Genomic DNA, 24,810 nt, shown 5'->3' with positions numbered 1-24,810 from the left:
CCATGAAAATCAAATGGTGGCCCTGGGGCATCCTGACCGCGATCAGCCTGGTCCTGCTGCTGTTCTTCGTGCTGTATCCGCTGGGCGTGCTCTTCGGCAACAGCATCACCGGACAGGACGGCGGCTTCTCGCTGGAGGGATTCAAGGCCCTGCTGGCCGATTCGCAATACCTGGAGGCCTTCGGCAACACGCTGATCCTGGGGCTGGCCGTCACCACCTGCACCGTGCTGGTGGGCGTGCCGTTTGCCTACATGGTGGCGCGCTACGACTTCCCGCTGAAGAACCTGGTGGCCATCCTGCCGGTGCTGACCATCGTGATCCCCGAGATCATCGTAGGCCAGTCCTGGCTGCTGATCCTGGGCAACAACGGCATCCTGACCAACCTGCTGGGCGACGCGGGAATCTCGCTGCCTTCGTTCTATGGCTGGACGGGCATGCTCTTCTCCATGACGCTGGTCTACTACACCTACATCTACCTGGGCGTGCTGGCCGCGCTGCGCGGCTTCGACGGCCAACTCGAGGAAGCGGGCCTGAGCCTGGGCACGCCCCCCTTCCTGACCAAGCTGCGCGTGCTGGTGCCGGTGCTGCTGCCGGCGGTGCTGGTCAACGCGCTGGTGGTGTTCACATTGGTGGTGGGCAACTTCGCGCTGGCGATGCTGCTGGGCAGCCGCGTACCGCTCCTGTCCGTCATGACCTACAACACCTTCGTCAGCGAAATGGGCGGCAGTCCCACGCTGCAGAGCGCGATGTCGGTGGTGTCGATCGCCATCGTCGCCATCGTCCTGTTCTTCCAGAAGCGCGTGGTGGAACGCAAGGTCTACACCATGACCCAGGGCCGCGCCCCGGCCGCCGTGCGCGTACGCTCGTGGACGGCGCTGCTCTATACCAGCGGCGTGGGCCTGGTGATCCTGATCTCCATGCTGCCGCTCATCGTGGTCTTCATCGCGGCCTTCACCAAGACCAGCGGGCCGGTCATGCAATGGGGGCAATGGTCCCTCGCCAGCATGCAGCGCGCCCTGCACGGCGCGCCCGAGCCCATCCTGAATTCGCTGAAGTTCGCGTCGCTGGCCACCGTGCTGGGCGTGGCCTTCGCCGTGCTCGTGAGCTACCTGACGATCAAGAAGCGCAGTTCCTTCACGCAGGTGCTGGACTACATCGTGGTGCTGCCGCTGACCATATCCGGCACGGTGCTGGGGATTGCGCTGGTGCAGACCTTCAACACCGGCTGGCTGGTGCTGGCCGGCACGTCGGGGATCATGGTGCTGTGCTACACCGTGCGCCGCCTGCCCTTTGCGGTGCGCAACGCCTCCTCGGTGCTGTTCAACATTCCCGATTCGATCGAGGAAGCCTCGATCAGCCTGGGCGTGTCTCCGCTCATGACGTTCTTCAAGGTGATCCTGCCCGCCATGAAGGCGTCGATCATCTCGGCCGCCATCCTCATGTGGCTTACCACGATCTCCGAACTGTCGGCTTCCATCGTGGCCTACAGCGGCGGCCTGGAAACCATGCCCATCGCCATCTTCCGACAGGTCGACGGCGGCAGGCTGGGTATGGCGTCCGCCTATGGCGCGGCCCTGGTCACGGTGATCGTGCTGCCCATCATCGTGTCCGTCAAGGCATTCCGCATCAAGCTGTTCTCCGGCAAATAACCCACTCGCACAGAGGCTACCCATGCAACTCAAGCACCTCCTTCAGTACAGCGTCCTGGCCGCGGCCCTGGCAACGGGCGCCGCGCACGCGCAGAACGTCGTGCTCTATTCGTCCAACAACACGGAAACCATCGAGACCGCGCTGGAGGCGGTGAAGCAGAAGTCGCCCAAGCTCAATGTGCAGCCGGTCACCGGCGGCACGGGCACGATGATGAAGCGCATCGAGGCGGAATCGCAGAACCCGCGCGGCGACCTGTTCTGGAGCGGCGGCTTCGGCACGCTGGGCGCCTATCGCCAGCACCTGCAGCCCTACCGCCCCGCCGACCTGGACAAGATCCCGGCGCAATTCCGCGGGCCAGACGACCTGTGGGTTGGCACGAACGTGCATGTCATGGTGATGATGGTCAACGAACGCCAGCTCAAGGGCTTGCCCGCTCCGGCCACCTGGTCCGACCTGATGCAGCCGCAGTGGAAGAACAAGTTCGCCATCACCGATCCGTCCAAGAGCGGCACCGCCTACATGCTGGTGTATGGCCTGTACAAGCAGTTCGGCCAGGAAGGCCTGGACAAGATCGCGGCCAATGCCGTCATCACGGCGTCGTCGGGCACGACCTACAAGGGCGTCGCGGCAGGCGAATATGCCGTGGGCATGACGCTGGAATACGCCGCGCAGGAATACGTGGCCGGCGGCCAGAAGGAAATCAAGCTGGTGTACCCGGCCGAAGGCAGCTATCTTGCGCCCGAGGGCATGTTCATCATCAAGGGCGCCAAGAACATGGATGCCGCCAAAGCCCTGTACGACGGTCTCTTGAGCAAGGAATCCCAGGAAGCCCAGCTGGTGAAGAACTTCCGCCGCCCCACCCGCACGGACGTGGCCGTGGCCAGCCTGACCACGCTGCCGGACTTGAAGACCATCAAGATCTTCCCGGTCAGCCAGGAAGCCGCCGCCACCGAATACGAGGCCGTGGTGACGGCCTGGAACCAGGCCGTCGCGAAGTCCAAGTAAGGCAGCCGCACGCGGCGCGGGCCGGCCGGGGCGTCAGTCGCCCTGGACCATCCGGCCCGCAGCCAGTACCAATTGCCGCCCGCAACGGGCGGCCAGTTGCGGATCATGGGTCACCAGCACCAGGGTGGTGCCGTGTTCGCGGTGCAGATCGAACATCAGGTCGATGACCGTCACGCCCGTGGCGGCATCCAGGCTGCCGGTGGGTTCATCGGCGAACAGCAGGTCCGGCTGCACCACGAAGGCGCGCGCCAGCGATACGCGCTGCTGCTCCCCGCCCGACAGGGTGCGGGGATAGTGATGCAGGCGGGCACCCAGTCCCACGCGCTCCAGCATGGCCTGCGACGCGTCGCGGGCGGATTGCCCCGCCAGCTCCAAAGGCAGCATCACGTTTTCCAGCGCCGTCAGGTTGGGCAGCAGCTGAAACGACTGGAATACGAACCCCACGTGATTGGCCCGCAGGCGCGCGCGGCCGTCCTCGTCCAGCGCGAACAGGTCCTGCCCCGCAAGGTGTACGCTGCCCATGCTGGGAACATCCAGCCCGGCCAGCAGTCCCAGCAAGGTGGACTTGCCCGAGCCCGAACTGCCCGTGATGGCGACGGCGCTGCCCGCCGCGACCGTAAAATCAATACCTTCCAGGATGGACAGCGTCCCGCCGGCATCGGCCACCCGCTTGCCCAGCCCTTTCACCACGATCGAATTATTGCTATCCATGCGCCTATTTTCCCGTCTGCTTCTAGTGTCCGCTGTGGCGATCGCCGTGGTGGCGCCCGCCCACGCTCAGACCGCTGCCGCGGCCCAGGGTTCCTCGCCGCGCACCGTGCTGGTGGTTGGCGACAGCCTGTCCGCCGAATATGGCATCAAGCGCGGCACGGGCTGGGTGCCCTTGCTCTCCGCAAGGGTTTCCGAACAATACCCGAAGTTCCAGGTCGTCAACGCCAGCATCAGCGGCGACACGACCAGCGGCGGCGTGGCCCGCCTGCCGGCGCTGCTGCGGCAGCACTCGCCGGCCGTGGTGGTGCTGGAGCTGGGTGCCAATGACGCGCTGCGCGGCCTGCCGCTGAACATGACCGAACAGAACCTGCGCGCCATGACCCAGGCCGCGCGCAAGGCCGATGCCCAGGTGCTGATCGTCGGCATGCAGATTCCGCCGAACTACGGCCGGGACTACGCCCAGCGCTTCGCCCAGCTGTTTCCTACGGTCGCCAAAGACGAAAACGCCCGGCTCGTGCCATTCCTGATGGAAGGAATTGCAACGAACCGGGCGATGTTCCAGGCTGACGGCATCCATCCGAACGAGGATGCCCAGCCTCAATTGCTGGACAATGTGTGGCCGACGCTGCGGCCACTGTTGAATTAGCCGGCGGCCTGCGGCTGTTCGCCGCGGATGACCTCGGCGGCGCCGGGCAGCACCTTGACCTTGTACTCTTCGCGCAGCATACGGATCATGGCTTCGTTTTCGGCCTGGCCCCAGGCGCCCGACAACTGCTGCGCCAGGCGCTCGCGGTCGGCGGCTTCGATCTTGCCGGCCTCGACCTTCTCCAGGCGCACCAAGGTGTAGTCCACGCCCGACTGCACGCCGGCATAGGCCGGCAGCGGGGTCGACGGCAGACGCATCACGGCGTCCAGCACCGGACGCGGCAGGTCCTTGGGATCCTGGCGCGACACCGTCACGGCGGGGGCAAAGCCCTCGGGTTGGGCGGCGGGATTGGCCTTGTCGGCTGCCAGGGCGGCTTCGCCGGCCTTCTTGGCGGCTTCGGCCGAACGCTCGTCCAGCAGCTTGGCGCGGATCGAGTCGCTGACCTTGTCCAGCGGCGGCACGTGAGCGGGCTCAACCGCGGCGACGCGCACGGCCAGCATCGTGTCCGGCGACAGTTCGATCACGCCTGAGTTCTGCTTTTCACGCAGCACGTCGGGCGAGAACAGCACCTGGCGCACGCGCGGATTGTCCAGCAGCGCGGCGTCCGGGCTGTCGGCGGCCGAACCCGGGCCGGCATTGGCGGCGGGCAGCAGGCCCTCGCGGGTCACGCCGGACGCGGTGCGCAGCTTCAGGCCGACAGTGTCGGCGGCCGGCTGCAGGCTGTCGCGCTGGTCATAGACCTGCTTGTTCAGCTGGCTGGCCATTTCCGAGAAACGCTCGGCTGCGAGTTGCTTGCGGACTTCGCCGGTGATCTGGTCCTTGACCTCGGCCAGGGGCTTGATGGCCGCGGGATGGATCTCGGTGACCTTGACGATGTGCAGGCCGAACGGGCTTTCGACCACGCCGGACACCTGGCCCTGGGCCAGGCCGAAGATGGCCTTGTCCAGCGCGCCGGGCTGAGCGCCCGGAGCCAGCCAGCCCAGGTCGCCGCCCTTGGCGGCCGAGCCTGCGTCCTGCGAGCTCTTGCCTGCCAGTTCGGCAAACTTGGAGGGATCGGCGGCGGCCTGCTTGGCCAGATCCTCGGCCTTGGCGCGCGCGGCCTTGCGGACGTCTTCCGACGCGCCAGGCGCCAGTTCGATCAGGATGTGGCTGGCGCGGCGGCGTTCGGGATCACCGAAGCGGCTCTTGTTCTGCTCGTAATAGGAAGCCAGGTCCTCGTCCTTGACCTGGATGCCCTGCGTGGCGGCGGCTTCGTCCAGCACCAGGTACTGGACCTGGACCTGTTCCGGAATCTGCAATTGCTGCTTGTTGGCGTCGTACCAGGCCTGGATGTCGGCCGGGGAGACGCTGACTTGCGAGCGGTAATCCGCAGCGGCGTAATTGCGCAGCTGCACGGTGCGCGTTTGCGTCAACGCCGTTTCCAGGGCGGACACGACTTCGGCGGGCGCGCGGGCCGACTGGCCGACGGGCTCGAGCACCCGGGCCACCGCCAGATCGCGGCGCAGGCCGGCCTCGAACGAGGTGGGCGACAAGCCCTGGGCAGCCAGCACCTGGCGATAGCGTTCCGGCGAGAAGCGGCCGTTGTCCTGGACTTCCGGGATGGCGGCGATGGTGTTGCGCAGCGTCTCGTCGGACACCGAGAAACGGTTGTCGACGGCAACGTTGGCCAGGAGGCGCTGGTTGATGAGCTGGTTCAGCAGGCCTTCACGCAACGCGGGCGTGTCGATCACGGCCGGGTCGAACTGCGCGCCCATGCGCTGACGGAACTGCTCAAGCTGGTTGCGGTGCGCCTGGTCAAACTCGGCGCGTGAAATCGGCTGGCCAGCGACCGTAGCCAACTCGGGCTCCTGACGCATGAAGCTGTCATAGCCTTGAATCCCGACCAGGAAGAAGGACGGCACAATCAGAAGCAGCAGGATGAGCTGCATCCAGCGCCGATGGCTGCGAATAAATTCGAACATGGAATCCCTGTTGCCGCGCTCCGGGGGTATCCACCCGGAGCCGCACGAAAACGCATAAAAAAAGGCGAACTCGATTCGCCCTATTCCCATACCGGTTATACCGGATCAGCGGGCGGATTTTAGCATTTCTCATTCATGAAGGAGCTGCGGATTCACTCAGGTGTGATCCAGGGCGGCGCAAGACCTCCCTGCCGCATGGAAGCCCCAGGCCGTCAACCCGGGAAATCACCATTTCCGCCCCACCCGTCCCCCCGTATCGTGGCCCTCAGGGTAAGCCCGCAGTTGCCGGCGCGCCCCGGGGCCGGCAGGACGCCGGCGCCTCCTCCCACGCACGCATAAAGGTTACCCAACGATGCCGCTCCCATCCCCTCGCCTGCATGTCCTCAGAACCTGCCTCGCCCTTGCCTGCCTGGGCTTTGCTCCCGCCGTGCTGGCCGCGCCCGTGGCCACCGTCCACGACGCGGCCAAAGGCCAGCAGCAGGCCATGCTGGACACCATGCGCGACCTGGTCAATATCGAATCGGGCAGCAAGGACGTCGAAGGCGTGGAGCGCATCGCCGAACTGATCCGCGACCGCCTCAAGGCGCTGGGCGGAAGCGTCGAGATCATCGCACCCACGGACGTTTTCCGGCTGGACGACACCCCCGAGAAGGTCGGGCCGATGGTCCACGCCGAATTCAAGGGCGGCGGCACCCGGAAAATCATGCTGATCGCCCACATGGACACCGTCTACCGCAATGGCATGCTGAAGGACCAGCCCTTTCGGGTGGACGGCGACAGGGCCTATGGGCTGGGCATCGCCGACGACAAGCACGGCGTGGCGACCATCATCCATACCCTGGCGTTGCTGAAGAACCTGGGCTTTGCCGACTACGGCACCATCACGGTGCTGATCAACGGCGACGAGGAAATCAGCTCGCCCGGCGCGCGCAGCACCATCACCCGGCTGGGCGCCGATCAGGACGCCATCTTCTCGTTCGAAGGCGGCGGCGTCGAACCGCGCCTGACCCTGGCCACCAGCGGCATTGGCGCGGCCTACCTGACCGTGCAGGGCAAGACTTCGCACGCCGGCGCGCGTCCGGAGGGCGGCGTCAACGCGCTCTATGAACTGTCCCACCAGCTGCTGCAGCTGGACGATCTGTCCAAGCCCGAAGCCGGCCTGAAGCTCAATTGGACCGTCGCCCAGGCAGGCACCAACCGCAACGTCATCCCCGGCCAGGCCACCGCCCAGGCAGACGCCCGCGCCCTGCGGGTTTCCGACTTCGACGCCTTGTCGCGCACCCTGGATGAGCGCGCCCAGAAGAAGCTGCTGCCGGACTCCAAGGTCAGCGTCAAGTTCGAGGTGCGCCGCCCGCCGCTCGAAGCCACCGAGGCCTCCCGCAAGCTGGCCCAGCACGGCGTCCAGATCTACAAGGAACTCGACCTGCCCATGAAAGTCGTGGACCGCGCCAGCGGCGGCGGCACCGACGCTGCGTTCGCCGCGCTGAAAGCCCGCGGCCCCGTCATCGAGGGCATGGGCCTGAGCGGCTTTGGCGCCCACTCCAACGACGCCGAGTACATCCAGATCAACAGCATCGTGCCGCGGCTGTACCTGGCGACGAGGATGATCATGGACGTGTCGCAGGACAAGGCGCCGCTGAAGTAAGGGGCAAGGCGGCGTCCGTCCCTGGAGCATGCGGTCCCGGGACGGGCGCCGCCGACTGAGAACAGGGTATCCTTGCAACCTGTCCCAAAAGAACTCGAAAGCAACACCGAAATGACCGCAAACCTCCCCTCCTGGCCATATTCCCGTTACATCGCGCATCGCGGCGGCGGCCGTCTGGCCCCGGAGAACACCCTGGCTGCCATGCGCGTCGGCGCCGAGCACGGTTTCACGATGTTCGAATACGACGTGAAGCTCAGCAGCGACAACGTGCTGGTGCTGATGCACGACGATGACGTCGACCGCACTTCCAACGGCCAGGGCCCGGCCGCGGCCAAGACCTTTGCCGAACTGGCGCAGCTGGACTTCGGAGGCTGGCACTCGGCCGCCTATGCCGGCGAGCCGCTGCCCACGTTTGCCGCAGTCGCCCGCTACACGGTCGCCAACAACATCGCCAGCAACGTCGAAATCAAGCCCTGCCCCGGCCGTGAGGCCGAGACCGGCCGCGCCGTGGCGCTGGCCGCAAGAAAGCTGTGGGACGGCGCGGGCACGCCGCCGCTCCTGTCCTCGTTCGCCGAGGAAGCCCTGCAGGCCGCGCGGGAAGCCGCGCCCGAGCTGCCGCGCGCCCTGCTGGTGGAGCAAGTGCCGGCCGATTGGCAAGAGCGCCTGGCCAAGTACGACTGCGTGGCCCTGAACATCAACCAAAAAGACGCAACCCGCGAACTGATCGACGCCGTGCATGCCGCCGGCTATCGGATCGCGGCCTGGACCGTCAATGACCCGGAACGCGCCCGTTTGCTGCTCGACTGGGGCATCGACGGCATTTTCACCGACGAGCTGGCCGCGATCCGGCCGGCCGCCTGAGGCAGAACGCCCCGTGTTCAGTTACCGCCACGCCTTTCACGCCGGCAACCATGCCGACGTGCTCAAGCACGCCATCCTGGTCCACACCCTGGACTACTTCAACAAGAAAGACGCGCCCTACTGGGTCGTCGACACCCATGCGGGAGCCGGCCTCTACAGCCTGGACAGCGACTGGGCGGCCAAGACCTCGGAATTCGCGGACGGCATCGGCCGACTGTGGGACGCCAAGGACCTGCCCCCGATCCTGGCCGACTACGTCGCCCGCATCCGCGACTACAACACCAACGGCCGCCTGAAGCGCTATCCCGGTTCGCCGTGGCTGGCGCTGGACGCGATGCGTCCCTCAGACCGCCTGCGCCTGTTCGAGATGCACCCGACCGAGATCGACACGCTGGTCGGCAACCTGGAACACCAGGGCCGCGCCGCGCAGCGCCAGACGACCATCTACGGCGACGACGGCTTCGAGGGCGTCAAGGCGCTGCTGCCGCCGCCCACGCGGCGCGGCATGGTGCTGATCGACCCGTCGTACGAAGACAAGCACGACTACCGCCGCACGCTGCTCACCGTGAAAGAGTGCATCAAGCGCTTCGCCACGGGCACCTACGCGATCTGGTATCCGCTGGTGCAACGCCGCGAGGCCAGCGAAATGGCGCGCCATTTCGAGAACCTGAAGGTCAAGAGCTGGCTGCACGCCACCCTGACCGTCAAGAAGTCCACGATAGACGGCTACGGGCTGCACGGCAGCGGCATGTTCCTGATCAACCCGCCGTGGACGCTGCACGATGCCCTGAAGCAGGCCATGCCCTACCTGGCGCGTGAGCTCGGCCAGGACGAGCGGGCCGGCTTCACGCTGCAGTTCCGCGAGAACCCCTTCCCCGTCGCCAAGAAGCACTCCGACGAATAGCTTGCGGCCCGCAAGCGGGCCTGCCGTCACGACAAAAAAGGGGCTGCTCATGGCAGCCCCTTTTTCCATGCCCCTGCGGCCGATTACACCGTTTCGGCGGCGGTCTGGCGCAAGGCCTCCCGGGCCAGGACCAGCTTGGAAGCAACATCGCGCAACGCGGTGCGCAGTCCTTCTTCGATCACGGGGTGGTAGAACGGCATTTCCAGCATGCGCTCCACCGTCAGCTCCTGCTGCACGGCCCAGGCCAGCAGATGGCCGATGTGTTCGGCGCTGGGGCCGACCATTTCCGCGCCCAGGAAGCGGCCCGTCTCGATATCCGCATACACGTGCAGCATGCCCCGGTTCTTCAGCATGACGCGCGAACGCCCCTGATCGCTGAAATCCACGGCGCCCGTCACGAAGGTGCCCGGGATCAGGCGCCCGTAGCCCGCTCCCGCCAAGGCGATCTGCGGATCCGAGAACACCACGGCCAAGGGAGCGCGGCGCAGTCCCTGGCGCACTTCGGGATAGCGCGCGGCGTTTTCACCCGCGATCCGGCCTTCGTCGGCGGCTTCGTGCAGCAGGGGCGCGTCGGCATTGGCGTCGCCCGCGATGAAAATCGTCGAATTTCCCGCCTGCATCGTCTCCCGGTCGAATACCGGGACGCCATGGGCATTGAGCTGGAGCGAGGTGTTCTCCAGGCCCAGGCCATCCACATTGGGACGCCGGCCAGTGGCCACCAGCGCATAGTCGAAGCGTTCGGTGCGCTCGCTGTTGTCCAGCGTCACGTAGCGAACTTCCACTTCATCGCCGACACGCGAGGTTTCCAGCACGCGGGCGTCCGGATCCAGGTAGAACTCACGCTGGAAGATCTTCCGCGCTGTCTGCCGCACCTGCGGGTCGCTGATGCCGCCCAGGCTGCCGCTGACACCGAACACGCGCACCTCCACACCCAGCCTCGACAGCGCCTGGCCCAGTTCCAGTCCGATCACGCCAGGCCCGAACACCGCCACGCGGCGCGGCAGGTCATCCCACGCAAATACGTCGTCGTTCACGACGAGGCGATCACCCAGCGCGCGGAACGGCGGCGGCACGGACGGGCGCGAACCCGTCGCGATCACCACCCGCGACGCATGGATCTCGGTATGCTCATCCACGCGCAGCACCGTATCCGACACGAAGCGCGCGTAGCCGCGCAGCTTGTCCTCGGCGGGAATGTTCTCCACGCCTTCCAGGACGAAGCCGACAAAACGGTCGCGCTCGCGCTTGACGCGGTCCATGACCTCGCCGCCGTCGACAGAGATCTCGCCACCCACGTGGACGCCGAACGCCTCGGTATGGGCGGCGTTGTGCGCGGCTTCGGCCGCCGCGATCAGCAGCTTGGACGGCATGCAGCCGACACGGGCGCAGGTGGTGCCATAGGGACCGCCCTCGATGAGCAGCGCGCGCTTGCCCGCGGCCTTCGCGGCACGATAGGCGGCCAGACCTGCGGTGCCGGCGCCGATGACAGCAATATCGGTATGCAGAGTTTTCATGACTGGGTATCCCCCGGGTAGAGCGTGAAGCAAGGATTCAAAGGCGAGTTCCGCCTTGTTGCGCATCCTCTGGACGAACACCGTCCCGCGCCGCCGGTTCCGGGGCGCGCAGCAATGCGATGAGGGTGCGGAAGAAGGGAAACTCGTGCGGGCCGGGATGGCGCGGCCCTGGGGCCGCGCGTCCGGCCGGCCGGACGGGGATCTGGTCCCCTGTCCGGCCGCCAACCTGTGGCTGATCAGGCGAAGTGCGCCTTCAGGTCTTCAAGACCGCCGATCAAGGCGCCATTGATGAACACCTGGGGAGCCGTGCCCTTGCCGGACACCGCGCCGATCACACGGCCGCGGACCTTGTTTTCCAGCGGGATCTCGATCGGAGCGTAGCCCTTGCTGTCCAGCAGCGCCTTGGCTTCCACGCAGAACGGGCAACCCGGCTTGGAGAACACGACCACCTGGTCGGGCTTCTTGGCCTTGGGCGCGACGTAAGCCAGCATGGTGTCGGCGTCGGACACTTCGAACGGGTCGCCTTCCTTTTCCGGTTCGATGAACATCTTCTGGACCACACCGTCCTTGACCAGCATGGAATAGCGCCAGCTGCGCTTGCCAAAGCCGAGGTCGCTCTTGTCGACCAGCATGCCCATGCCTTCGGTGAAGGCGCCGTTGCCATCCGGCAGCAGCGTGATGTTGGCCGATTCCTGATCCTTGGCCCATTCGTTCATGACGAAGGTGTCGTTGACCGACACGCAGACAATGCTGTCCACGCCGGCGTCGAAGAACGCGGGGGCCAGTTCGTTGTAGCGCGGCAGGTGGGTCGACGAGCAAGTCGGCGTGAAAGCGCCGGGAAGCGAGAAGACTACGACCGTCTTGTTCTTGAACAGGTCGTCGGTCGTGACCTTCTTCCACGTGTTGTCCTCACGGACGGGGAACGTAACGTTGGGAACACGTTGGCCTTCGCGGTTTTGCAGCATTCAAATCTCTCCTTGGGTAGCGGGGTTTGTTTAACCACCATGGAAAGAATGATAAATCTTCGCTATTGATTATTCAAATTTAATTAATTTAATTGATCAATAGTTTTTAGCAATGAAGAAATAACCGTCGCGAGATCGGGTCTATCATAGCCCGACCCGCGGCGGCGGCGGGTTACACGCGCGAAGGCTCGTAGCCTGCGTCGCGGATGGCGGCTTCGATCTTGTCGGCCTGGTCCGTGCCGGTGACCGTGACGCGGTGCGACGGCAGGTCCACCGCCACGGTAGCGCCCGGGGCCGCCTGATTGACCGCGCCAGTGATGGTCTTGACGCAATGACCGCAGGTCATGTCAGGCACTTGGAACTCGATGCTCATGTGTTTCTCCAGAGGGTTCAGGGACGGTGGCGATTGTTTGCCTCCACCATGATGGCCAGCTTAAACCTTCCCATTATGTCAAGGTCAAGCGTAGAATAAGCCTTGACCTTCCCATAATGGGAAGGATGACACTGGGTGCTCCTATCCTGATCGAGACTGCCATGAGCGTTGCCAGCCCCTCCTCATTTTCCGAGTTGGAACTCGCTATTGAAGGCATGACCTGCGCCTCTTGCGTGAAGCGCGTGGAAAAAGCCCTGACCAACGTGCCCGGCGTTGCGCAAGCCCAGGTGAACCTGGCGACTGAACGTGCCCTGGTGTCGTTCGACCCGGCTGCCGCCGAGCCGCAAGCCCTGGTCGCCGCCGTCGGCAAAATGGGCTACGAGGCCCGTCCCATCGCGGCCCAGGACGACCATGCCGAACGGCAATCGCAGGCGCGCGACGCCGAGGCCCATCGCCTGCAAGGCGCGTTCATCGCCGCGCTGGTGCTGACGCTGCCCGTATTCGCCCTGGAAATGGGCTCGCACCTGATTCCCGCCATGCACCATTGGGTGCTGGCCACCATAGGCCAGCAAAACAGCTGGCTGCTGCAGTTCGTGCTGACCACGGCCGTGCTGGCCTGGCCCGGCCGGCAGTTCTTCACCAAGGGGTTCACGGCGTTGTGGCGCCGCGCGCCCGAAATGAATTCGCTGGTGGCGCTGGGCGCCGGTGCGGCCTGGGGCTATTCGGTGGTGGCGACTTTCGCCCCCGGCTGGCTGCCGGAAAGCGCGCGCAACATCTACTTTGAAGCGGCCGCCGTGATCGTCACGCTGATTCTGCTGGGCCGCATGCTGGAAGCGCGCGCCAAGGGCAAGACTGGCGCCGCCATCAAGCGCCTGATCGGCCTGCAGCCGCGCACCGCCCGCGTCATGCGCGACGGCCAGGCGCAGGACATCGAGATCGAGCAGGTGCGCAAAGGCGACATCGTGGTCGTACGCCCCGGCGAAAAGATCCCGCTGGACGGCGACATCATCGAAGGCAGCTCCTACGTCGACGAATCCATGCTTACCGGCGAGCCCGTGCCCGTCGAAAAGCAGCCGGGCATGCAAGCCACCGGCGGCACGCTGAATACGTCTGGCAGCTTCACCTTGCGTGTCACGCATACCGGCGCGGACACCATGCTGGCCCGCATCATCCGCATGGTGGAGGCCGCCCAGGGCGCACGCTTGCCGATCCAGGCGCTGGTGGACCAGGTCACCGCCTGGTTCGTGCCGGCCGTCATGGCGGCCGCGCTGCTCACCTTCCTGACCTGGTTCTTCTTCGGCCCGTCGCCCGCGCTGTCGCATGCGCTGGTCAATGCGGTTGCCGTGCTGATCATCGCCTGCCCTTGCGCCATGGGCCTGGCCACGCCCACGTCCATCATGGTGGGCACGGGGCGCGCCGCCGAAATGGGCGTGCTGTTCCGCCAGGGCGACGCCCTGCAGACGCTGCGCGACGTCAACGTCGTGGCCTTCGACAAGACCGGCACGCTGACGCTGGGCAAGCCCACGCTGACTGAACTGGAACCGGCCGCCGGCCATGACGCCCAGGAGGTGTTGCAGTGGGTGGCCTCGGTGCAGGCCCGCTCGGAACATCCGATCGCGCTGGCCATCGTGGCCGCCGCCGCCGAACGCAAGCTGGACCTGTTGCCCGCGGACGGCTTTGCCGCCATCACGGGCGCGGGAGTCGAAGCCTCGGTGGCCGGCAGGAAGGTGCTGGCCGGCGCCGCGCGCCTGATGGCCGAGCGCGGGGTTGACGTCAGCGCATTTGGCGCCCGCGCCACCGATTGGGGCAATGAAGGCAAGACCCCCATCTATGTCGCCATCGACGGCCAGGCGGCCGCAATGATGGCGGTGACGGACCCGATCAAGCCGTCCGCCGTGTCCGCGATTGCCGCCCTGCATGCGCAGGGGCTGAAGACCGCCATGATCACTGGCGACAACCGCTACACCGCGCAAGCCGTCGCGCGCCAGCTGGGCATCGACGAAGTGCGCGCCGAAGTGCTGCCCGACGGCAAGGTGGAAGCCATCGGCACGCTGCGCGAAGGCGGCCGCAAGGTGGCCTTCGTGGGCGACGGCATCAACGATGCGCCCGCGCTGGCCGCGGCCGACACCGGCATCGCCATCGGCACTGGCACCGACGTGGCAATCGAAGCCGCCTCCGTCGTGCTGATGGCCGACGACCTGCATGGCGTGCCCAACGCGATTGCGCTCAGCCGCGCCACGCTGGCCAACATCCGCCAGAACCTGTTCTGGGCGTTCGCCTATAACGCGGCGCTGATTCCGCTGGCGGCGGGCGCACTGTATCCGGCCTTTGGCCTGTCGCTGTCGCCGATCTTCGCCGCCGGCGCCATGGCTTTGTCCAGCGTCTTCGTGCTGGGCAACGCCTTGCGCCTGAAGGCGTTCCGGCCGCGCGCGGCGCAAGCCTGAAACCCATCGCACTCAGGAGTCGAAAGATGAATATCGGACAAGCCGCGAAGACCTCCGGCATCTCCGCCAAGATGATCCGCTACTACGAGAGCATCGGCCTGATCGGACCGGCGGTGCGCACGGATTCGGGCTATCGCGTCTATAGCGAACACGACCTGCACACGCTGCGCTTTGTGCGCCGCGCGCGTGACCTGGGTTTTTCGGTGGAGCAGATGAACGAGCTGCTGGCGCTATGGAAAGACCGCAGCCGCGCCAGCGCCGACGTCAAGCGCATTGCGCTGGAGCATGTTCAGGAATTGGAGCGCAAGGCCGAAGCCCTGCGCGATATGGCGGCCACGCTCAAGCATCTGGCGCATAACTGCCAGGGCGACGACCGGCCCGACTGCCCCATCCTGGAAAGCCTGGGGTGCGCGCACTGAGGCGCATCGGGCCGGGCCTGGCGGATTACGGCTGGGCCTCTGCTTCGGCCGCCGCCCGGGCCAGGTAGGCCTCGGTGGCCGCTTGCTTGGCGGCCGCCTTCTCGGCCGCCGCGGCAAGCTTGGCTTCTTCGGCCGCCACCGCATCCGCGGCAGCCTGGATGGCGCGTTGACGGGCACGCTCTTTCACTTCGAGCACGCCCGCGGCATCCAGCGATTCAAACACGGCGATGGACTCCACGTGGCCGGTATGCGGGAACATGTTGATCACGCCCGCGCTCTTGAGCAGGTAGCCGCCCTCGTGGACCAGGATGGCGGCGTCGCGCGCCAACGTGGCCGGATTACAGGATACGTAGACGATGCGGCGGGGACGCTCTTCGTGCGCCAGTTCCGCCAGCGCCTGCGACACCGCATGCGCGCCTTCGCGCGGGGGATCGATCAGCATGCGGTCGAAGTAGCCCAGGCTGCGCAGCCAGTGGGCGTCCACCTCGAACAGGTTCAATGTGGCAAAACTGGTGCGATCGCCCAGGCCGTGGCGCGAGGCCGCGTCGTACGCACGGTCGGTCAGCGCCTTGCTGCCCTCCACGCCGACGGCCTCGCGGCCCTGCGTGGCCAGCGGCAAGGTGAAGTTGCCCAGGCCACAGAACAGGTCGGCCACGCGGTCGGTCGGCTGCACTTCCAGCAGCTTCAGCGCGCGCGAGACCATCGCACGGTTGATGGCGTGGTTGACCTGCGTGAAATCGGTGGGGCGGTACGGCATGCGCAGGCCGAATTCCGGCATGGTGTAGGCCAGCGCATCGTTGTGCTCGGGCTCCAGCGCATGCACGGTGTCGGGCCCCTTGGCCTGCAGCCACCATTGCACGTTGTGGCGGGCGGCGAAGGCGCGCAGGATGGCGATGTCGCCGTCGGTCAGCGGCAGCAGATGGCGCAGCACCAGCGCGGTCACGCCATCGCCCAGCGACACCTCGATCTGCGGCATGCGGTCCGGCGCCGACATGGAGCCGATCATTTCGCGCAACGGCAGCAGCAGATCGCTGACATGACGCGGCAGCACATGGCATTCACGCATGTCGGCCACGAAGCTGCTCTTGCGCTCGTGGAATCCCACCAGCACGCCGCCCTTCTTCGGCACGACGCGCACCGACAGGCGCGCGCGATAGCGGTAGCCCCAAGTGGGGCCCTGCAAGGGAGCGAGGATGCGCGCGGGGCGCAGCTTGCCGACATGCCAGAAGGTGTCTTCCAGCGAGCGCTGCTTGATGGCCACCTGTGTGCTGGGCTCCAGGTGCTGCATGGCGCAGCCGCCACAGACGCCAAAATGCGGGCAGCGCGGCTCGACGCGCTGGGACGAGGGACGCAGCACCTGGTCCACACGGGCGGTCTCGTAGGACGGCTTGCGGCGCAACGTCACCGCGGTGACCCGTTCGCCCGGCAAGGCGCCTTCCACGAACACGACTTTCCCGTCGCGGCGGGCGATACCCCTGGCTTCCAGGTCCAGGGATTCGATATTCAAAACGTCAGACATCTCACGCAGTCCAGAATTACACGCAACCTGGCATTGTAGAAGGACTGCGGCCATTCCCGGAAATGGTCTTTGATGGGGCCGGAGCGCCCGCCCCACCCCGCGCAGCCGGAGCCGGCGTCAGGCGCTCCCCCGCGGCCACGCCGCCTACTGCCGCGGCAAACGGGTTTCCATCATTGAAAGACAGGTTCAGAACGCCCAGCGCAGGTTGATCGTGCCCGTCTGGTCACGGTTGCCGCCGCCGAACTGGCCCGCATAGGCCAGACCCAGCGTCGTGTTGCGCCCAACCCGCGCATGAACTCCCGCTTCGAGCAATGCCGCATCGCGCGCGATCGGGGCGCCGGTCACGGTGAAGGCCTCGCCGGCGTTGAACGCAAGCCGGCTCTCGGGCCGCACGTCGCCGAACGCATGGCGCCAGCCGAGTCCGGCCGTGACCGTGCCGGCCAGCGCCCCCAGCGCAACTTCCTGCGCCGCGCGCAGGCCCAGCGAGGTTGTGGTCGTATCACTGGTGTCCGACGCGCCCGACAGGGCGGCGCTGCCCCCGGACTCCGAAAAACCGCGCATGCGCTGGCCGGCCCAGGCCACGCCCGCATAGGGCTCGAGCGTGAGGCTGCGCGCCACGCCCATGGCGTAGCTCACTTCGGTGAAGAGCTGGGTAGTGCTGGCGCCGTAGTCAGCCGTCAGCGTCTGATCCAGACCGCCCACCGCGATGCGGCGCTCGGTGCCGATGTCGTGCCAGGTATACGAAGCGCCCGCCATGACATTGAGCTTGCCCGCGCCCAGCGCGTAGGCCTTGCCGCCATACAGGACGGCGCTGTAGCTGGACACGTCGGCCTGGGAGGCCAGGTCGTCCACGTTCAGCCTCGAATCGGTGTAGCCCAAGGCGCCGCCCAGACGCCAGCCCGCCCCCACGGCATGGTCGGCGCCCGCGAACACGCCACCCGTGTGCTGGCGCATCGCGCTGGTGTCGGAGGTTGCGCCCAATCGCTGCCAATTGCCGACCACTCGCGCCCAGGCCGGACGGGCCAGCGAAGACGGCATGACGGCCGCGGACGGCGCGACATCGTTGGCGCCGGCAGCGGCCGTGGGCACGCCAGGCGCCGCTCCCGCATTGAGATTGCTGCGTAGCTGATCCAGCGGCACGTTGCGCACCGTCGTCGACAGATTGCTCAAACCCGACGCCACGCCCGCATGCGCTTCGCCCGACAGCGCCGAGAAGAAGCCCTGGGGCGCGCCGGCAGGCAGATTGATCGCGGCGCTGTAGACCGGATTTGAAGCGGGCATTGTCTCGACCGCGTCGGCCACGGCGCGCGCATTGCCGCCGCTCACCAGATCGCCGAACCGGATCAAATTGCCGCCGGAACCTGCGCCGGGGACCGCGCCTTCGGTGGTTCCCCCAGGCACGACGCCGGAGCCTTCGCCAGGCTCGGTTTTGCGGACCAAAGTCAGCATCATTCTTGTGTCGTCGGCGGAGTACGAAAGCGACGGCGTCAAATAGGCAAGATTGCTGGTTGCCCCGGTGAAGCGCGTGCCATTGAAGGTATCCCCCGCGCTGAGCACGACCTGGCTGAACTGCTCGCCATAGGCGCCGGGCGCCGCAAGAACCTCGACCGCGGCGCCGGTGAGCACGGCGTTACCGCTTACCGTCAGACGGTCGAAGGCGGCAGGCGTGGCGCGCACGCTGAACACCCCGCCCGCGCCAAAACTCACGGCGCCGTCGATCGCCACCGAGGCCGTCGCGCCGCCGCCGATCCGCAGCCGGTTGTTGGCGCCAGTGAAAAGCACGTCTCCCGTGGTCGTGGAGCCTTCCATCAGGATCAGCGTATTGCCGCTGCCCGCCACGCCGATGGCCTGCGCGCGTAAGGTGCGGCCGTTGTGCCGCCCCCCCTCGATGACCCCATCCTGCACGATCTCCGAATCCTTGCCGGCGACCAGCAAGCCCGCGCCGCCCGAGCCAGAAGAGGCCCCGCCACCGCCGTTTCCGCCGTATATGCCACCTTGGTTGACCAAGTGCAGGCGGTCGCCCGACATGACGACGCCCGCGCCGCCTGCGCCACCCAAGCCGGAGCGGAAATGCACACCGTTCGACAGGACGGTCGTGAAACTGCCACCCCCTCCGCCGCCGCCACCCCAGATTTCGCCTGTGTTGACGAACCCGGAGTCCGATCGGGCCCACTGCAAGCCATCGCCACCATTGCCGCCTTGGACGAGGTGGGCATGATCCGGAATGACGCTGTTCATGGCGAGGAAAGCGATCGCGCCAGCGCCCCCTCCGCCTCCGCCAACGATCACGCCTGCATTGGCGGAGTCGCGGCTGGAGGCTCCGCCGGTCAGGATCACGGCAGTTCCCCCGTCGCCCCCCGAGGCTGTCGGCGTGCCGGCGTGGACCGAAGTCACGCCACCGGAGCCCCCTCCCCCGCCAATCGCAAAGGCTCCAGCCCCGATCGTGATTCGGCCGTCGATAAAGGCGGACGCCCCCGAGCCACCACTGCCATTGACGGCACTACCGTTTGCCCCGCCGACGCCTCCCGCCCCCATCGGCCAACCCGCGCTTCCAGCCACACTTAGCCCTCCACTGCCCGTGGTGCCCCCTTCGCCCCGGGCCGGGTTGCCGCCGTAGGAGGTTCCCCCGGGCTGGCCAGATGCATAGCCGGTACCGCCGGCCCCTGCGGCATACACGGCGGTCGGAGTTGCCAGGCCAAGCACGCCCGCAAGGGTCAATGCAACGGGAGAGAATGGAGAACGCGAGTCAGGCATCGATATTTCCTCCAAAATCGATATGAGTGGCGTATTGAAAAAAAAGGTTCTCCATTGCCGAGGAATGGACGCCAGGACCTGGCTCATCGCAAGGTCCGGGACGCCGGCCCCAAATAAAAAAGGAGGCTTGCATGAGATTGCCCCGCAAAGGGAAATCTCAACCAAGCCTCCAAAGGTCGACGCTGTTCAGGGCGCCGCCACGGATATCAGAAAGCGCGCGCCACCGAGAAGACCGCGCCAATGCGGCCCGAGGGGTGGCCGTACTTGGTGGGCAGCCAGTTGTCCTTGGTGGCGCCCACGGCGGCCAGGCCCAGGATCCAGCCCTTCAGGTCCTTGGTTACGCCGACCTTGTAGTCGACGTAATGGCCGATGGAATCGCCATCCATGTTGGTCTGGTTCTTGAGCTTCTGGTAGCCCAGGTGGCCGAGCAGGCCCCAGCCGTCGCCCAGGTCGAACGTGGCCGTGCCGTCCAGGTACCAGGTGCCCTTGCTGTCGGGCGTGCTGAAGAAGTCGCTGGGCGTGTACGAATACTTGAGGCTGTAATTGCCGTAGGACGCGCCCAGGTAGATGTCGGTGTTGTTGTAGTTGCCGCCCTTGGGGGAACTGGAGCCCGGATAGTAGTAATGCAGCACGCCGGCATCCAGCGTGAATCCGCCGCCGACGTCGCCCTTCCAGCCGCCGTAGAAGTCCATTTCCAGGTTGCCGTCGGTGAACACGAAGCTGGAGACGTTGGAGTTCCAGTTGCCCAGGTAGAAACCGGAACTGTGGGTCAGGTCGAAGCCCAATTGCGCGGCGGGGCGGAAATCCGTTTGCGAATAGCCGCGGAAACGATAGTCGCTGACGATGGTCGCGTTACCGCTGAGCGAAAACCCGCCCCCCAGGTCGGTAGGTTCGGCCTGCGCCGTCGCGGCGAAACAAGCGGCAAGCGCAAGAGGCAAGGCTAGCAACGTCTTCTTCATGGTGCGGAGTCCTGATCGAATTTAACGAGGAGGCGGACGGCCTGAGGCGCATCCAGCTGACCGGCTTTGCAGCGCTTGGTTACTACCGGCTCCTGTTCCATGAAGCAATGTCCGTGCCAGCTTTGGATTGCGCCAGAACAGCTGGCGGGAGGCGGAACCCTCGCCACGGCGCACCATGCTGGTGCGGCCTGAACCGGCGTGCGCATCCTCCATGCTTCAAGATGGGGAACACGCGCCAAACTGGTTCATGCGCCGCATAAACGGCAGTGCGGGCGCAAAAAAAACCCCGGCACGCGGGGGCGTCCGGGGTTTCAGGGCGGGAGGATGGATCCGCCCGGTAGTCCAGGGTTTAGTTGGCCTTCGGCGGCGCGGGCGGCGGCGGCACGTCGCCGGCGGCGGGCGGCGGGGGAGGCATGCCCCCCCTGCCCTTGCCATGACGACCTTCCATCTTGGCGTGACGCTCGGCCATGCGGGCTTCGCGTTCCTTGACGATCTTGGTCACCTGGCCGCGCTGGGTCTCGTTCAGGCTGTCCCAGACGGCCAGCCACTGGTCACGCACCTGCTTGGCTTGCGGCCCGAATTGATCCCGCGACTTTTCGGATTGCTGCACCAGCGCGCGCGGATCCAGCTTGCCGCTGTCCAGCTGGGCCTTCAGCAGTTCGTGGCGCTTGCCGCCGTTGGCGCGCATCGCTTCGTGCAGGCTGCGCTGGCCATCCTGGGCCGTCTTGAACAAGGCTTCCTGCTTGGCGTCGAGCTTCAGTTCGGCGACCTGGGCCTTGGACACCGGACCCAGGCCGGGAATGAACAGGCCGTCGCGCATGCCTTTGTGGAAACCGCCACCGCGGTGGCCATCGTGCATGGCGGCCGGGCCGCCGTCAGCGGGAGGAGGAGCAGCCATGGCGGAGCCGGCCGCGAAACTGCTCGTCGCGGCGACAATAGCAAGGGCGGCCAAATTGGAGCGGATAGCGAATCGGGACATGTAGGTCTCCTGAAAGTGAAGAAAGCGAGGCCATTGTGCGATCTCGCCGGTTTCATCCAGGTTTCGACTATGCCGGCCATGTTTCAGTCGATTGCTTGCCCGCCAGACGCAAACACGGAGCCGTTCAGGCTCCGTGTTCCTGGCGCAAGGGCCATGCCCTGCCCCGTCCAGCGGCTAGTTCGCGTCCCAGGCCGCCAGATATTCCTTCCAGTGCGGCGCGTCGCTGGCGCTGAGCGTGTCGCGCACCAGCGCGATTTCAGCGTCGTAGGAAGTCCGGTCCAGCTCGCCGCGCAGGAACCGGAAGCGGCAGTACACCAGCCAGGTGTTGACCACGTCGGTTTCGCAATAGGCGCGCACCTCGTCGGCGCGGCCCTGGCTCCAGGCCTCCCAGACCTTGCTGCCGTCCATGCCGAGCTTGCCTGGAAAGCCGCAAAGCTTGGCCAGTTCGTCCAGCGGCGCGTTGGCGCGGCCGTTGTACTTGGCCAGCACGTCCATCAGGTCCAGATGGCGCGTGTGGTAGCGGGCGATGTAGTTGTTGAACTTGAAGTCGCGGTCTTCTTCGCCCATGTCCCAGTAGCGCGGCGCGGGCACGCCCTGGATCAGGCTGCGGTAATGCAGCACGGGCAGGTCGAAGCCCGAGCCGTTCCAGCTCACGAGCTTGGGCGTATAGCGTTCGATGGTCTTGAAGAAACCCGCCAGCAAGGCGGCTTCGGGATCATCGGGCTGGCCCAGCGTCTTGACGCGAAAGCCCTGGTCGTCTCGGAACACGCACCCCACCACCGCCACCTTGTGCAGGTGCAGCGGCAGGAAATCATGGCCCACGGCCTCGCGGCGCGCGGCAAGCGCGCGCTCGACCACTTCCTGGTCCGGCACGTCCGCCCCCCAGCCGTTGAGCTTGCGCAGCCCCTCGGCGTCGGGAATGGTTTCCAGGTCGAATACCAGGGTAGGCGTCATTTGGGCGGCAGGTATTGCATCGGGTCCACGGGCGTGCCTTGGCGGCGGATCTCGAAGTGCAGGCGGGGCGACGTGGTGTCGCTCTGGCCGAGTTCGGCGATCTTGGCGCCGCGCTTGACCGTCTGGCCCGTCTTCACGAGCACGGCGCGGTTATGCGCATAGGCGGTGATGAAACCGTTCTGGTGCTCGACGATGATCAGGTTGCCCAGGCCGCGCACGCCGTTGCCGCTGTACTTGACCAGGCCGTCGGCCGCGGCAATGATCGGGTCGCCCAGGGCGCCGGAGATATCGATGCCCTTGCTGCTGGCATTGAAGCCTTGCACGATCTGTCCGCCCGCCGGCCAGGCCCAGTTGATGACGCCCGCATCCGCGGCGCGCGTGGCAGGCTTGGTTTCAACCGGAACCGGAGGCGGCGTAGGCGTGGCGTCGGGCGAAGTCGTGGCCGGCACCGAGGTGTCGGGCTGGTCCAGCGGACGCGGCTGGGGCTTCGCGCTGGCGACCGGCGCGGTTTGCGCGCCGCCACCCGAACCGCCGGACATCTTCAGTACCTGCCCGACCGAAATCTGGTTGGGATCGGTGATGTTGTTCCAGCGCTTGATGTTCTCGATATCGGCGTTGTTGGCGCGAGCGATCTTGTAGAGCGTATCGCCCGGCTTGACCACGTAGCTGCCGGACGGGGCCGACGACGCGGGTTGCCCGCCGGTCATGTCGACCACCGGGGCACGAGTACCTTTTGATGCGCAGCCCGCCAGGATGGCAAGGCTGAGGACCCCCACTACAAAGAGCGGGCGGCGCAGGCGCGTCATGGACGCGCCCATATTCATATCGGTCAGTTGCAACTGCCCGTTGAGCATACGTTTCTCCTGTTTGCTCAAGATTGTATTCCGGACCGCAGCGGCACAAAGCGCACGGCCTCTAGTTCGGTACGTTTCCAGCTGGCCGCGCCTGTGCGTTCGATCAGAACGAGGCGCTGGTTCGAGCCCCCTTCGGGAGCGATCAGGCGTCCGCCCGGCGCAAGCTGCGTAAGCAGCGCTTGCGGGATGGACAAGCCAGCGGCAGCCACAACAATAGCATCGAAAGGCGCCACGCCGGGCAGCCCCAAGGTGCCATCGCCATGGATCAGGCGGATCCTGGTGGTCAGCCGCAAGGCGCGCAGATGCTCGCGCGCCAGCTCGTAGAGTCCGCGGATGCGTTCAATCGTGTGGACGTCGCGCACGAACTGCGCCAGCACCGCGGCCTGGTATCCGCAGCCCGCTCCGACCTCGAGCACGCGCGTCGGCGTGCGGTCTTCGCAGGCCGCCGCGATCATGCGCGCCACGACCCAGGGTTGGGAAATGGTTTGCGAATGGCCGATGGGCAGCGCCGCGTCTTCATACGCGCGGCTGGCGAGCGCCTCGTCCACGAACAGATGGCGCGGCACGACGGACATGGCGTTCAGCACGCGTTCGTCGGTGATGCCCTGCGACCGCAAGCGCTGCACCATCGCCTGGCGCAGGCGTTCGGAATTCAGGCCGAGGTTGCCGCCGGATGCAGGCTGGGGCGCCTGGGCCTGGCGCTGCAAGGTGGCCGCGGACACGCGCGTGTTGCTGTTGGCGGGCGTGATGCCCGGACTCAGGCGTCCGGAGTCATGGCGCACCGAGCTGGAGCGGCCGGACGCGGCTTGCGACACGTCGGGTTGGCTTATGCGTTTACGCATAGCGGCTCCGCCCACGTGCGGATTTCGTCCAGCTGGCTGTGCTGGGTAAGGTCCAGGCGCAGCGGCGTGACGGACACCGTGCCCTGCTCGACGGCGTGGAAGTCCGTGCCGGGCGTGGCGTCGGCGGCCAGGCCGACCGGCCCGATCCAGTACACCGTATCGCCATAGGGCGTGGTGGTGCGCACCACCGGCTGCGACGGATGCCGCTTGCCCAGCCGCGTGACCGCGAAGCCATGCATGTCCTCGAAACGGCGGCTGGGAATGTTGACGTTGAGCAGCACCGGCGCGGCCAGCGGCTGCGCCAGATGCCGTTCCACCACCACGCGGGCCGCGCGCGCGGCGGAATCGATGTGTTCCCAGCCCTTCTCGGCCAGCGAAAACGCAATGGCCGGTATGCCGAACAGATAGCCTTCGCTGGCGGCGGCGACGGTGCCCGAATACAGGGTGTCGTCGCCCATGTTGGCGCCGTTGTTGATGCCGGACACCACCAGGTCGGGGCGCGTATCCATCAGGCCCGTGAGCGCCACGTGCACGCAATCGGAGGGCGTGCCGTTGACGGCGATGAAACCGTTGGAGGCGGTGCGCACGGACAAGGGACGGTTAAGCGTCAGGGAGTTGGAGGCGCCGCTGTGATTGGTCTCGGGCGCGACAACGGTGAGGTCGCCCAGGCCCTGCAGCGCAGCCACCAGCGCTTCAAGGCCAGGGGCGGAGTAACCATCGTCGTTCGAAACCAGAATTCGCATTGTGCATCCGAAAGAAAATAAAACGCAGGTGGGCGTTGCGGATTGTACCGTCCGCAGCCGCCTCCCGTCAGTCCGCCTGCTTGCCTGGCGCCAGCGGGGCACGCTCGA

At 66.4% G+C, this 24,810-nt stretch carries 21 protein-coding genes; 8 read left to right on the top strand and 13 right to left on the bottom strand.

Annotated features, from left to right (window positions below; genetic code table 11):
- Positions 1-2: 2 nt before the first annotated feature.
- Positions 3-1,649, top strand: coding sequence for an ABC transporter permease (locus HLG70_RS05930; protein ID WP_171663496.1), 1,647 nt, complete (start codon positions 3-5; stop codon positions 1,647-1,649).
- 22 nt (positions 1,650-1,671) lie between these two features.
- Positions 1,672-2,655, top strand: a complete 984-nt coding sequence (locus HLG70_RS05925; RefSeq protein ID WP_171663497.1) for an ABC transporter substrate-binding protein — start codon at positions 1,672-1,674, stop codon at positions 2,653-2,655.
- Between the two features lie 33 nt (positions 2,656-2,688).
- Here the strand turns inward: HLG70_RS05925 and HLG70_RS05920 are convergent, their stop codons facing one another.
- Positions 2,689-3,366 (bottom strand): ABC transporter ATP-binding protein, encoded by a 678-nt coding sequence (locus HLG70_RS05920; RefSeq protein ID WP_171663498.1) that lies wholly within the window; start codon positions 3,364-3,366, stop codon positions 2,689-2,691.
- On the opposite strand from HLG70_RS05920, the gene HLG70_RS05915 reads away from it, so the two are divergent.
- Positions 3,365-4,012: an arylesterase gene (locus tag HLG70_RS05915; RefSeq protein ID WP_171663499.1), complete on the top strand. Its 648-nt coding sequence runs from the start codon at positions 3,365-3,367 to the stop codon at positions 4,010-4,012. The genes HLG70_RS05920 and HLG70_RS05915 overlap by 2 nt on opposite strands.
- On the opposite strand, the gene HLG70_RS05910 is transcribed toward HLG70_RS05915, so the two are convergent.
- Positions 4,009-5,973, bottom strand: coding sequence for a SurA N-terminal domain-containing protein (locus tag HLG70_RS05910; protein WP_171663500.1), 1,965 nt, complete (start codon positions 5,971-5,973; stop codon positions 4,009-4,011). The genes HLG70_RS05915 and HLG70_RS05910 overlap by 4 nt on opposite strands.
- Before the next feature lie 352 nt (positions 5,974-6,325).
- Between HLG70_RS05910 and HLG70_RS05905 the strand changes: the two genes are divergently transcribed.
- The 3 genes from HLG70_RS05905 to HLG70_RS05895 all read left to right on the top strand — a co-directional run bounded on the left by HLG70_RS05905 (position 6,326) and on the right by HLG70_RS05895 (position 9,383).
- Complete coding sequence (locus tag HLG70_RS05905; protein ID WP_171663501.1) at positions 6,326-7,618, top strand: M20/M25/M40 family metallo-hydrolase; 1,293 nt, start codon at positions 6,326-6,328, stop codon at positions 7,616-7,618.
- Positions 7,619-7,729: 111 nt separating this feature from the next.
- Positions 7,730-8,479, top strand: a complete 750-nt coding sequence (ugpQ, locus tag HLG70_RS05900; protein ID WP_171663502.1) for a glycerophosphodiester phosphodiesterase — start codon at positions 7,730-7,732, stop codon at positions 8,477-8,479.
- A 13-nt stretch (positions 8,480-8,492) separates the two neighbouring features.
- Positions 8,493-9,383, top strand: a complete 891-nt coding sequence (locus HLG70_RS05895; RefSeq protein WP_171663503.1) for a 23S rRNA (adenine(2030)-N(6))-methyltransferase RlmJ — start codon at positions 8,493-8,495, stop codon at positions 9,381-9,383.
- Between the two features lie 83 nt (positions 9,384-9,466).
- Here HLG70_RS05895 and HLG70_RS05890 read toward each other — a convergent pair whose 3' ends face one another.
- The 3 genes from HLG70_RS05890 to HLG70_RS05880 all read right to left on the bottom strand — a co-directional run bounded on the left by HLG70_RS05890 (position 9,467) and on the right by HLG70_RS05880 (position 12,235).
- On the bottom strand, positions 9,467-10,897 hold the full coding sequence (locus HLG70_RS05890) for a dihydrolipoyl dehydrogenase (protein WP_171663504.1): 1,431 nt from the start codon (positions 10,895-10,897) through the stop codon (positions 9,467-9,469).
- Positions 10,898-11,133: 236 nt separating this feature from the next.
- On the bottom strand, positions 11,134-11,862 hold the full coding sequence (locus HLG70_RS05885) for a glutathione peroxidase (protein WP_171663505.1): 729 nt from the start codon (positions 11,860-11,862) through the stop codon (positions 11,134-11,136).
- Between the two features lie 172 nt (positions 11,863-12,034).
- The gene (locus tag HLG70_RS05880) at positions 12,035-12,235 is read right to left on the bottom strand and encodes a heavy-metal-associated domain-containing protein (protein ID WP_171663506.1); all 201 of its coding nucleotides are present in this window, start codon (positions 12,233-12,235) and stop codon (positions 12,035-12,037) included.
- A gap of 161 nt (positions 12,236-12,396) precedes the next feature.
- Here HLG70_RS05880 and HLG70_RS05875 point away from each other — a divergent pair, with 161 nt between their 5' ends.
- Together HLG70_RS05875 and cueR are read left to right on the top strand one after the other, a co-directional pair.
- Positions 12,397-14,679, top strand: a complete 2,283-nt coding sequence (locus HLG70_RS05875; protein WP_171663507.1) for a heavy metal translocating P-type ATPase — start codon at positions 12,397-12,399, stop codon at positions 14,677-14,679.
- A gap of 26 nt (positions 14,680-14,705) precedes the next feature.
- Positions 14,706-15,098, top strand: coding sequence for a Cu(I)-responsive transcriptional regulator (cueR, locus tag HLG70_RS05870; RefSeq protein WP_171663508.1), 393 nt, complete (start codon positions 14,706-14,708; stop codon positions 15,096-15,098).
- A gap of 25 nt (positions 15,099-15,123) precedes the next feature.
- Here the strand turns inward: cueR and rlmD are convergent, their stop codons facing one another.
- The 8 genes from rlmD to surE form a co-directional block, all read right to left on the bottom strand.
- The gene (rlmD, locus tag HLG70_RS05865) at positions 15,124-16,617 is read right to left on the bottom strand and encodes a 23S rRNA (uracil(1939)-C(5))-methyltransferase RlmD (protein WP_171663509.1); all 1,494 of its coding nucleotides are present in this window, start codon (positions 16,615-16,617) and stop codon (positions 15,124-15,126) included.
- A 186-nt stretch (positions 16,618-16,803) separates the two neighbouring features.
- Positions 16,804-19,011 (bottom strand): autotransporter outer membrane beta-barrel domain-containing protein, encoded by a 2,208-nt coding sequence (locus tag HLG70_RS05860; protein WP_234103417.1) that lies wholly within the window; start codon positions 19,009-19,011, stop codon positions 16,804-16,806.
- A gap of 566 nt (positions 19,012-19,577) precedes the next feature.
- A complete protein-coding gene (locus HLG70_RS05855) occupies positions 19,578-20,330 on the bottom strand; it encodes a TorF family putative porin (protein WP_171663510.1) in 753 nt (250 codons plus the stop codon).
- A 349-nt stretch (positions 20,331-20,679) separates the two neighbouring features.
- The gene (locus HLG70_RS05850) at positions 20,680-21,309 is read right to left on the bottom strand and encodes a hypothetical protein (RefSeq protein WP_171663511.1); all 630 of its coding nucleotides are present in this window, start codon (positions 21,307-21,309) and stop codon (positions 20,680-20,682) included.
- A 174-nt stretch (positions 21,310-21,483) separates the two neighbouring features.
- On the bottom strand, positions 21,484-22,263 hold the full coding sequence (locus tag HLG70_RS05845) for a 3'-5' exonuclease (RefSeq protein ID WP_171663512.1): 780 nt from the start codon (positions 22,261-22,263) through the stop codon (positions 21,484-21,486).
- Positions 22,260-23,117 carry a peptidoglycan DD-metalloendopeptidase family protein gene (locus tag HLG70_RS05840; protein ID WP_171663513.1) on the bottom strand — a complete coding sequence of 286 codons (858 nt, stop codon included), beginning with the start codon at positions 23,115-23,117 and terminating at the stop codon, positions 22,260-22,262. The genes HLG70_RS05845 and HLG70_RS05840 overlap by 4 nt, the downstream gene beginning before the upstream one ends.
- A 17-nt stretch (positions 23,118-23,134) precedes the next feature.
- Positions 23,135-23,959, bottom strand: a complete 825-nt coding sequence (locus HLG70_RS05835; protein WP_234103415.1) for a protein-L-isoaspartate(D-aspartate) O-methyltransferase — start codon at positions 23,957-23,959, stop codon at positions 23,135-23,137.
- The gene (gene surE / locus HLG70_RS05830) at positions 23,944-24,702 is read right to left on the bottom strand and encodes a 5'/3'-nucleotidase SurE (protein WP_171663514.1); all 759 of its coding nucleotides are present in this window, start codon (positions 24,700-24,702) and stop codon (positions 23,944-23,946) included. The genes HLG70_RS05835 and surE overlap by 16 nt, the downstream gene beginning before the upstream one ends.
- Between the last annotated feature and the right edge of the window lie 108 nt (positions 24,703-24,810).

Origin of the sequence: Achromobacter deleyi, from assembly GCF_013116765.2 — a bacterium.
Lineage (GTDB): Bacteria > Pseudomonadota > Gammaproteobacteria > Burkholderiales > Burkholderiaceae_B > Achromobacter > Achromobacter deleyi_A.
The sequence above is the reverse complement of the archived record's forward strand: the minus strand, read 5'-3'. Positions and strand labels throughout refer to the sequence as shown.

What these genes read in the sequence shown, in the direction of transcription:
- HLG70_RS05890 (WP_171663504.1), bottom strand. Translation starts at nt 10,897, where the DNA reads ATGAAAACTCTGCATACCGATATTGCTGTCATCGGCGCCGGCACCGCA.
- HLG70_RS05905 (WP_171663501.1), top strand. Translation starts at nt 6,326, where the DNA reads ATGCCGCTCCCATCCCCTCGCCTGCATGTCCTCAGAACCTGCCTCGCC.
- rlmD (WP_171663509.1), bottom strand. Translation starts at nt 16,617, where the DNA reads ATGTCTGACGTTTTGAATATCGAATCCCTGGACCTGGAAGCCAGGGGT.
- HLG70_RS05920 (WP_171663498.1), bottom strand. Translation starts at nt 3,366, where the DNA reads ATGGATAGCAATAATTCGATCGTGGTGAAAGGGCTGGGCAAGCGGGTG.
- HLG70_RS05850 (WP_171663511.1), bottom strand. Translation starts at nt 21,309, where the DNA reads ATGTCCCGATTCGCTATCCGCTCCAATTTGGCCGCCCTTGCTATTGTC.
- HLG70_RS05855 (WP_171663510.1), bottom strand. Translation starts at nt 20,330, where the DNA reads ATGAAGAAGACGTTGCTAGCCTTGCCTCTTGCGCTTGCCGCTTGTTTC.
- HLG70_RS05835 (WP_234103415.1), bottom strand. Translation starts at nt 23,959, where the DNA reads ATGCGTAAACGCATAAGCCAACCCGACGTGTCGCAAGCCGCGTCCGGC.
- surE (WP_171663514.1), bottom strand. Translation starts at nt 24,702, where the DNA reads ATGCGAATTCTGGTTTCGAACGACGATGGTTACTCCGCCCCTGGCCTT.
- HLG70_RS05845 (WP_171663512.1), bottom strand. Translation starts at nt 22,263, where the DNA reads ATGACGCCTACCCTGGTATTCGACCTGGAAACCATTCCCGACGCCGAG.
- HLG70_RS05880 (WP_171663506.1), bottom strand. Translation starts at nt 12,235, where the DNA reads ATGAGCATCGAGTTCCAAGTGCCTGACATGACCTGCGGTCATTGCGTC.
- HLG70_RS05840 (WP_171663513.1), bottom strand. Translation starts at nt 23,117, where the DNA reads ATGCTCAACGGGCAGTTGCAACTGACCGATATGAATATGGGCGCGTCC.
- HLG70_RS05925 (WP_171663497.1), top strand. Translation starts at nt 1,672, where the DNA reads ATGCAACTCAAGCACCTCCTTCAGTACAGCGTCCTGGCCGCGGCCCTG.
- HLG70_RS05875 (WP_171663507.1), top strand. Translation starts at nt 12,397, where the DNA reads ATGAGCGTTGCCAGCCCCTCCTCATTTTCCGAGTTGGAACTCGCTATT.
- HLG70_RS05910 (WP_171663500.1), bottom strand. Translation starts at nt 5,973, where the DNA reads ATGTTCGAATTTATTCGCAGCCATCGGCGCTGGATGCAGCTCATCCTG.
- ugpQ (WP_171663502.1), top strand. Translation starts at nt 7,730, where the DNA reads ATGACCGCAAACCTCCCCTCCTGGCCATATTCCCGTTACATCGCGCAT.
- HLG70_RS05930 (WP_171663496.1), top strand. Translation starts at nt 3, where the DNA reads ATGAAAATCAAATGGTGGCCCTGGGGCATCCTGACCGCGATCAGCCTG.
- cueR (WP_171663508.1), top strand. Translation starts at nt 14,706, where the DNA reads ATGAATATCGGACAAGCCGCGAAGACCTCCGGCATCTCCGCCAAGATG.
- HLG70_RS05885 (WP_171663505.1), bottom strand. Translation starts at nt 11,862, where the DNA reads ATGCTGCAAAACCGCGAAGGCCAACGTGTTCCCAACGTTACGTTCCCC.
- HLG70_RS05915 (WP_171663499.1), top strand. Translation starts at nt 3,365, where the DNA reads ATGCGCCTATTTTCCCGTCTGCTTCTAGTGTCCGCTGTGGCGATCGCC.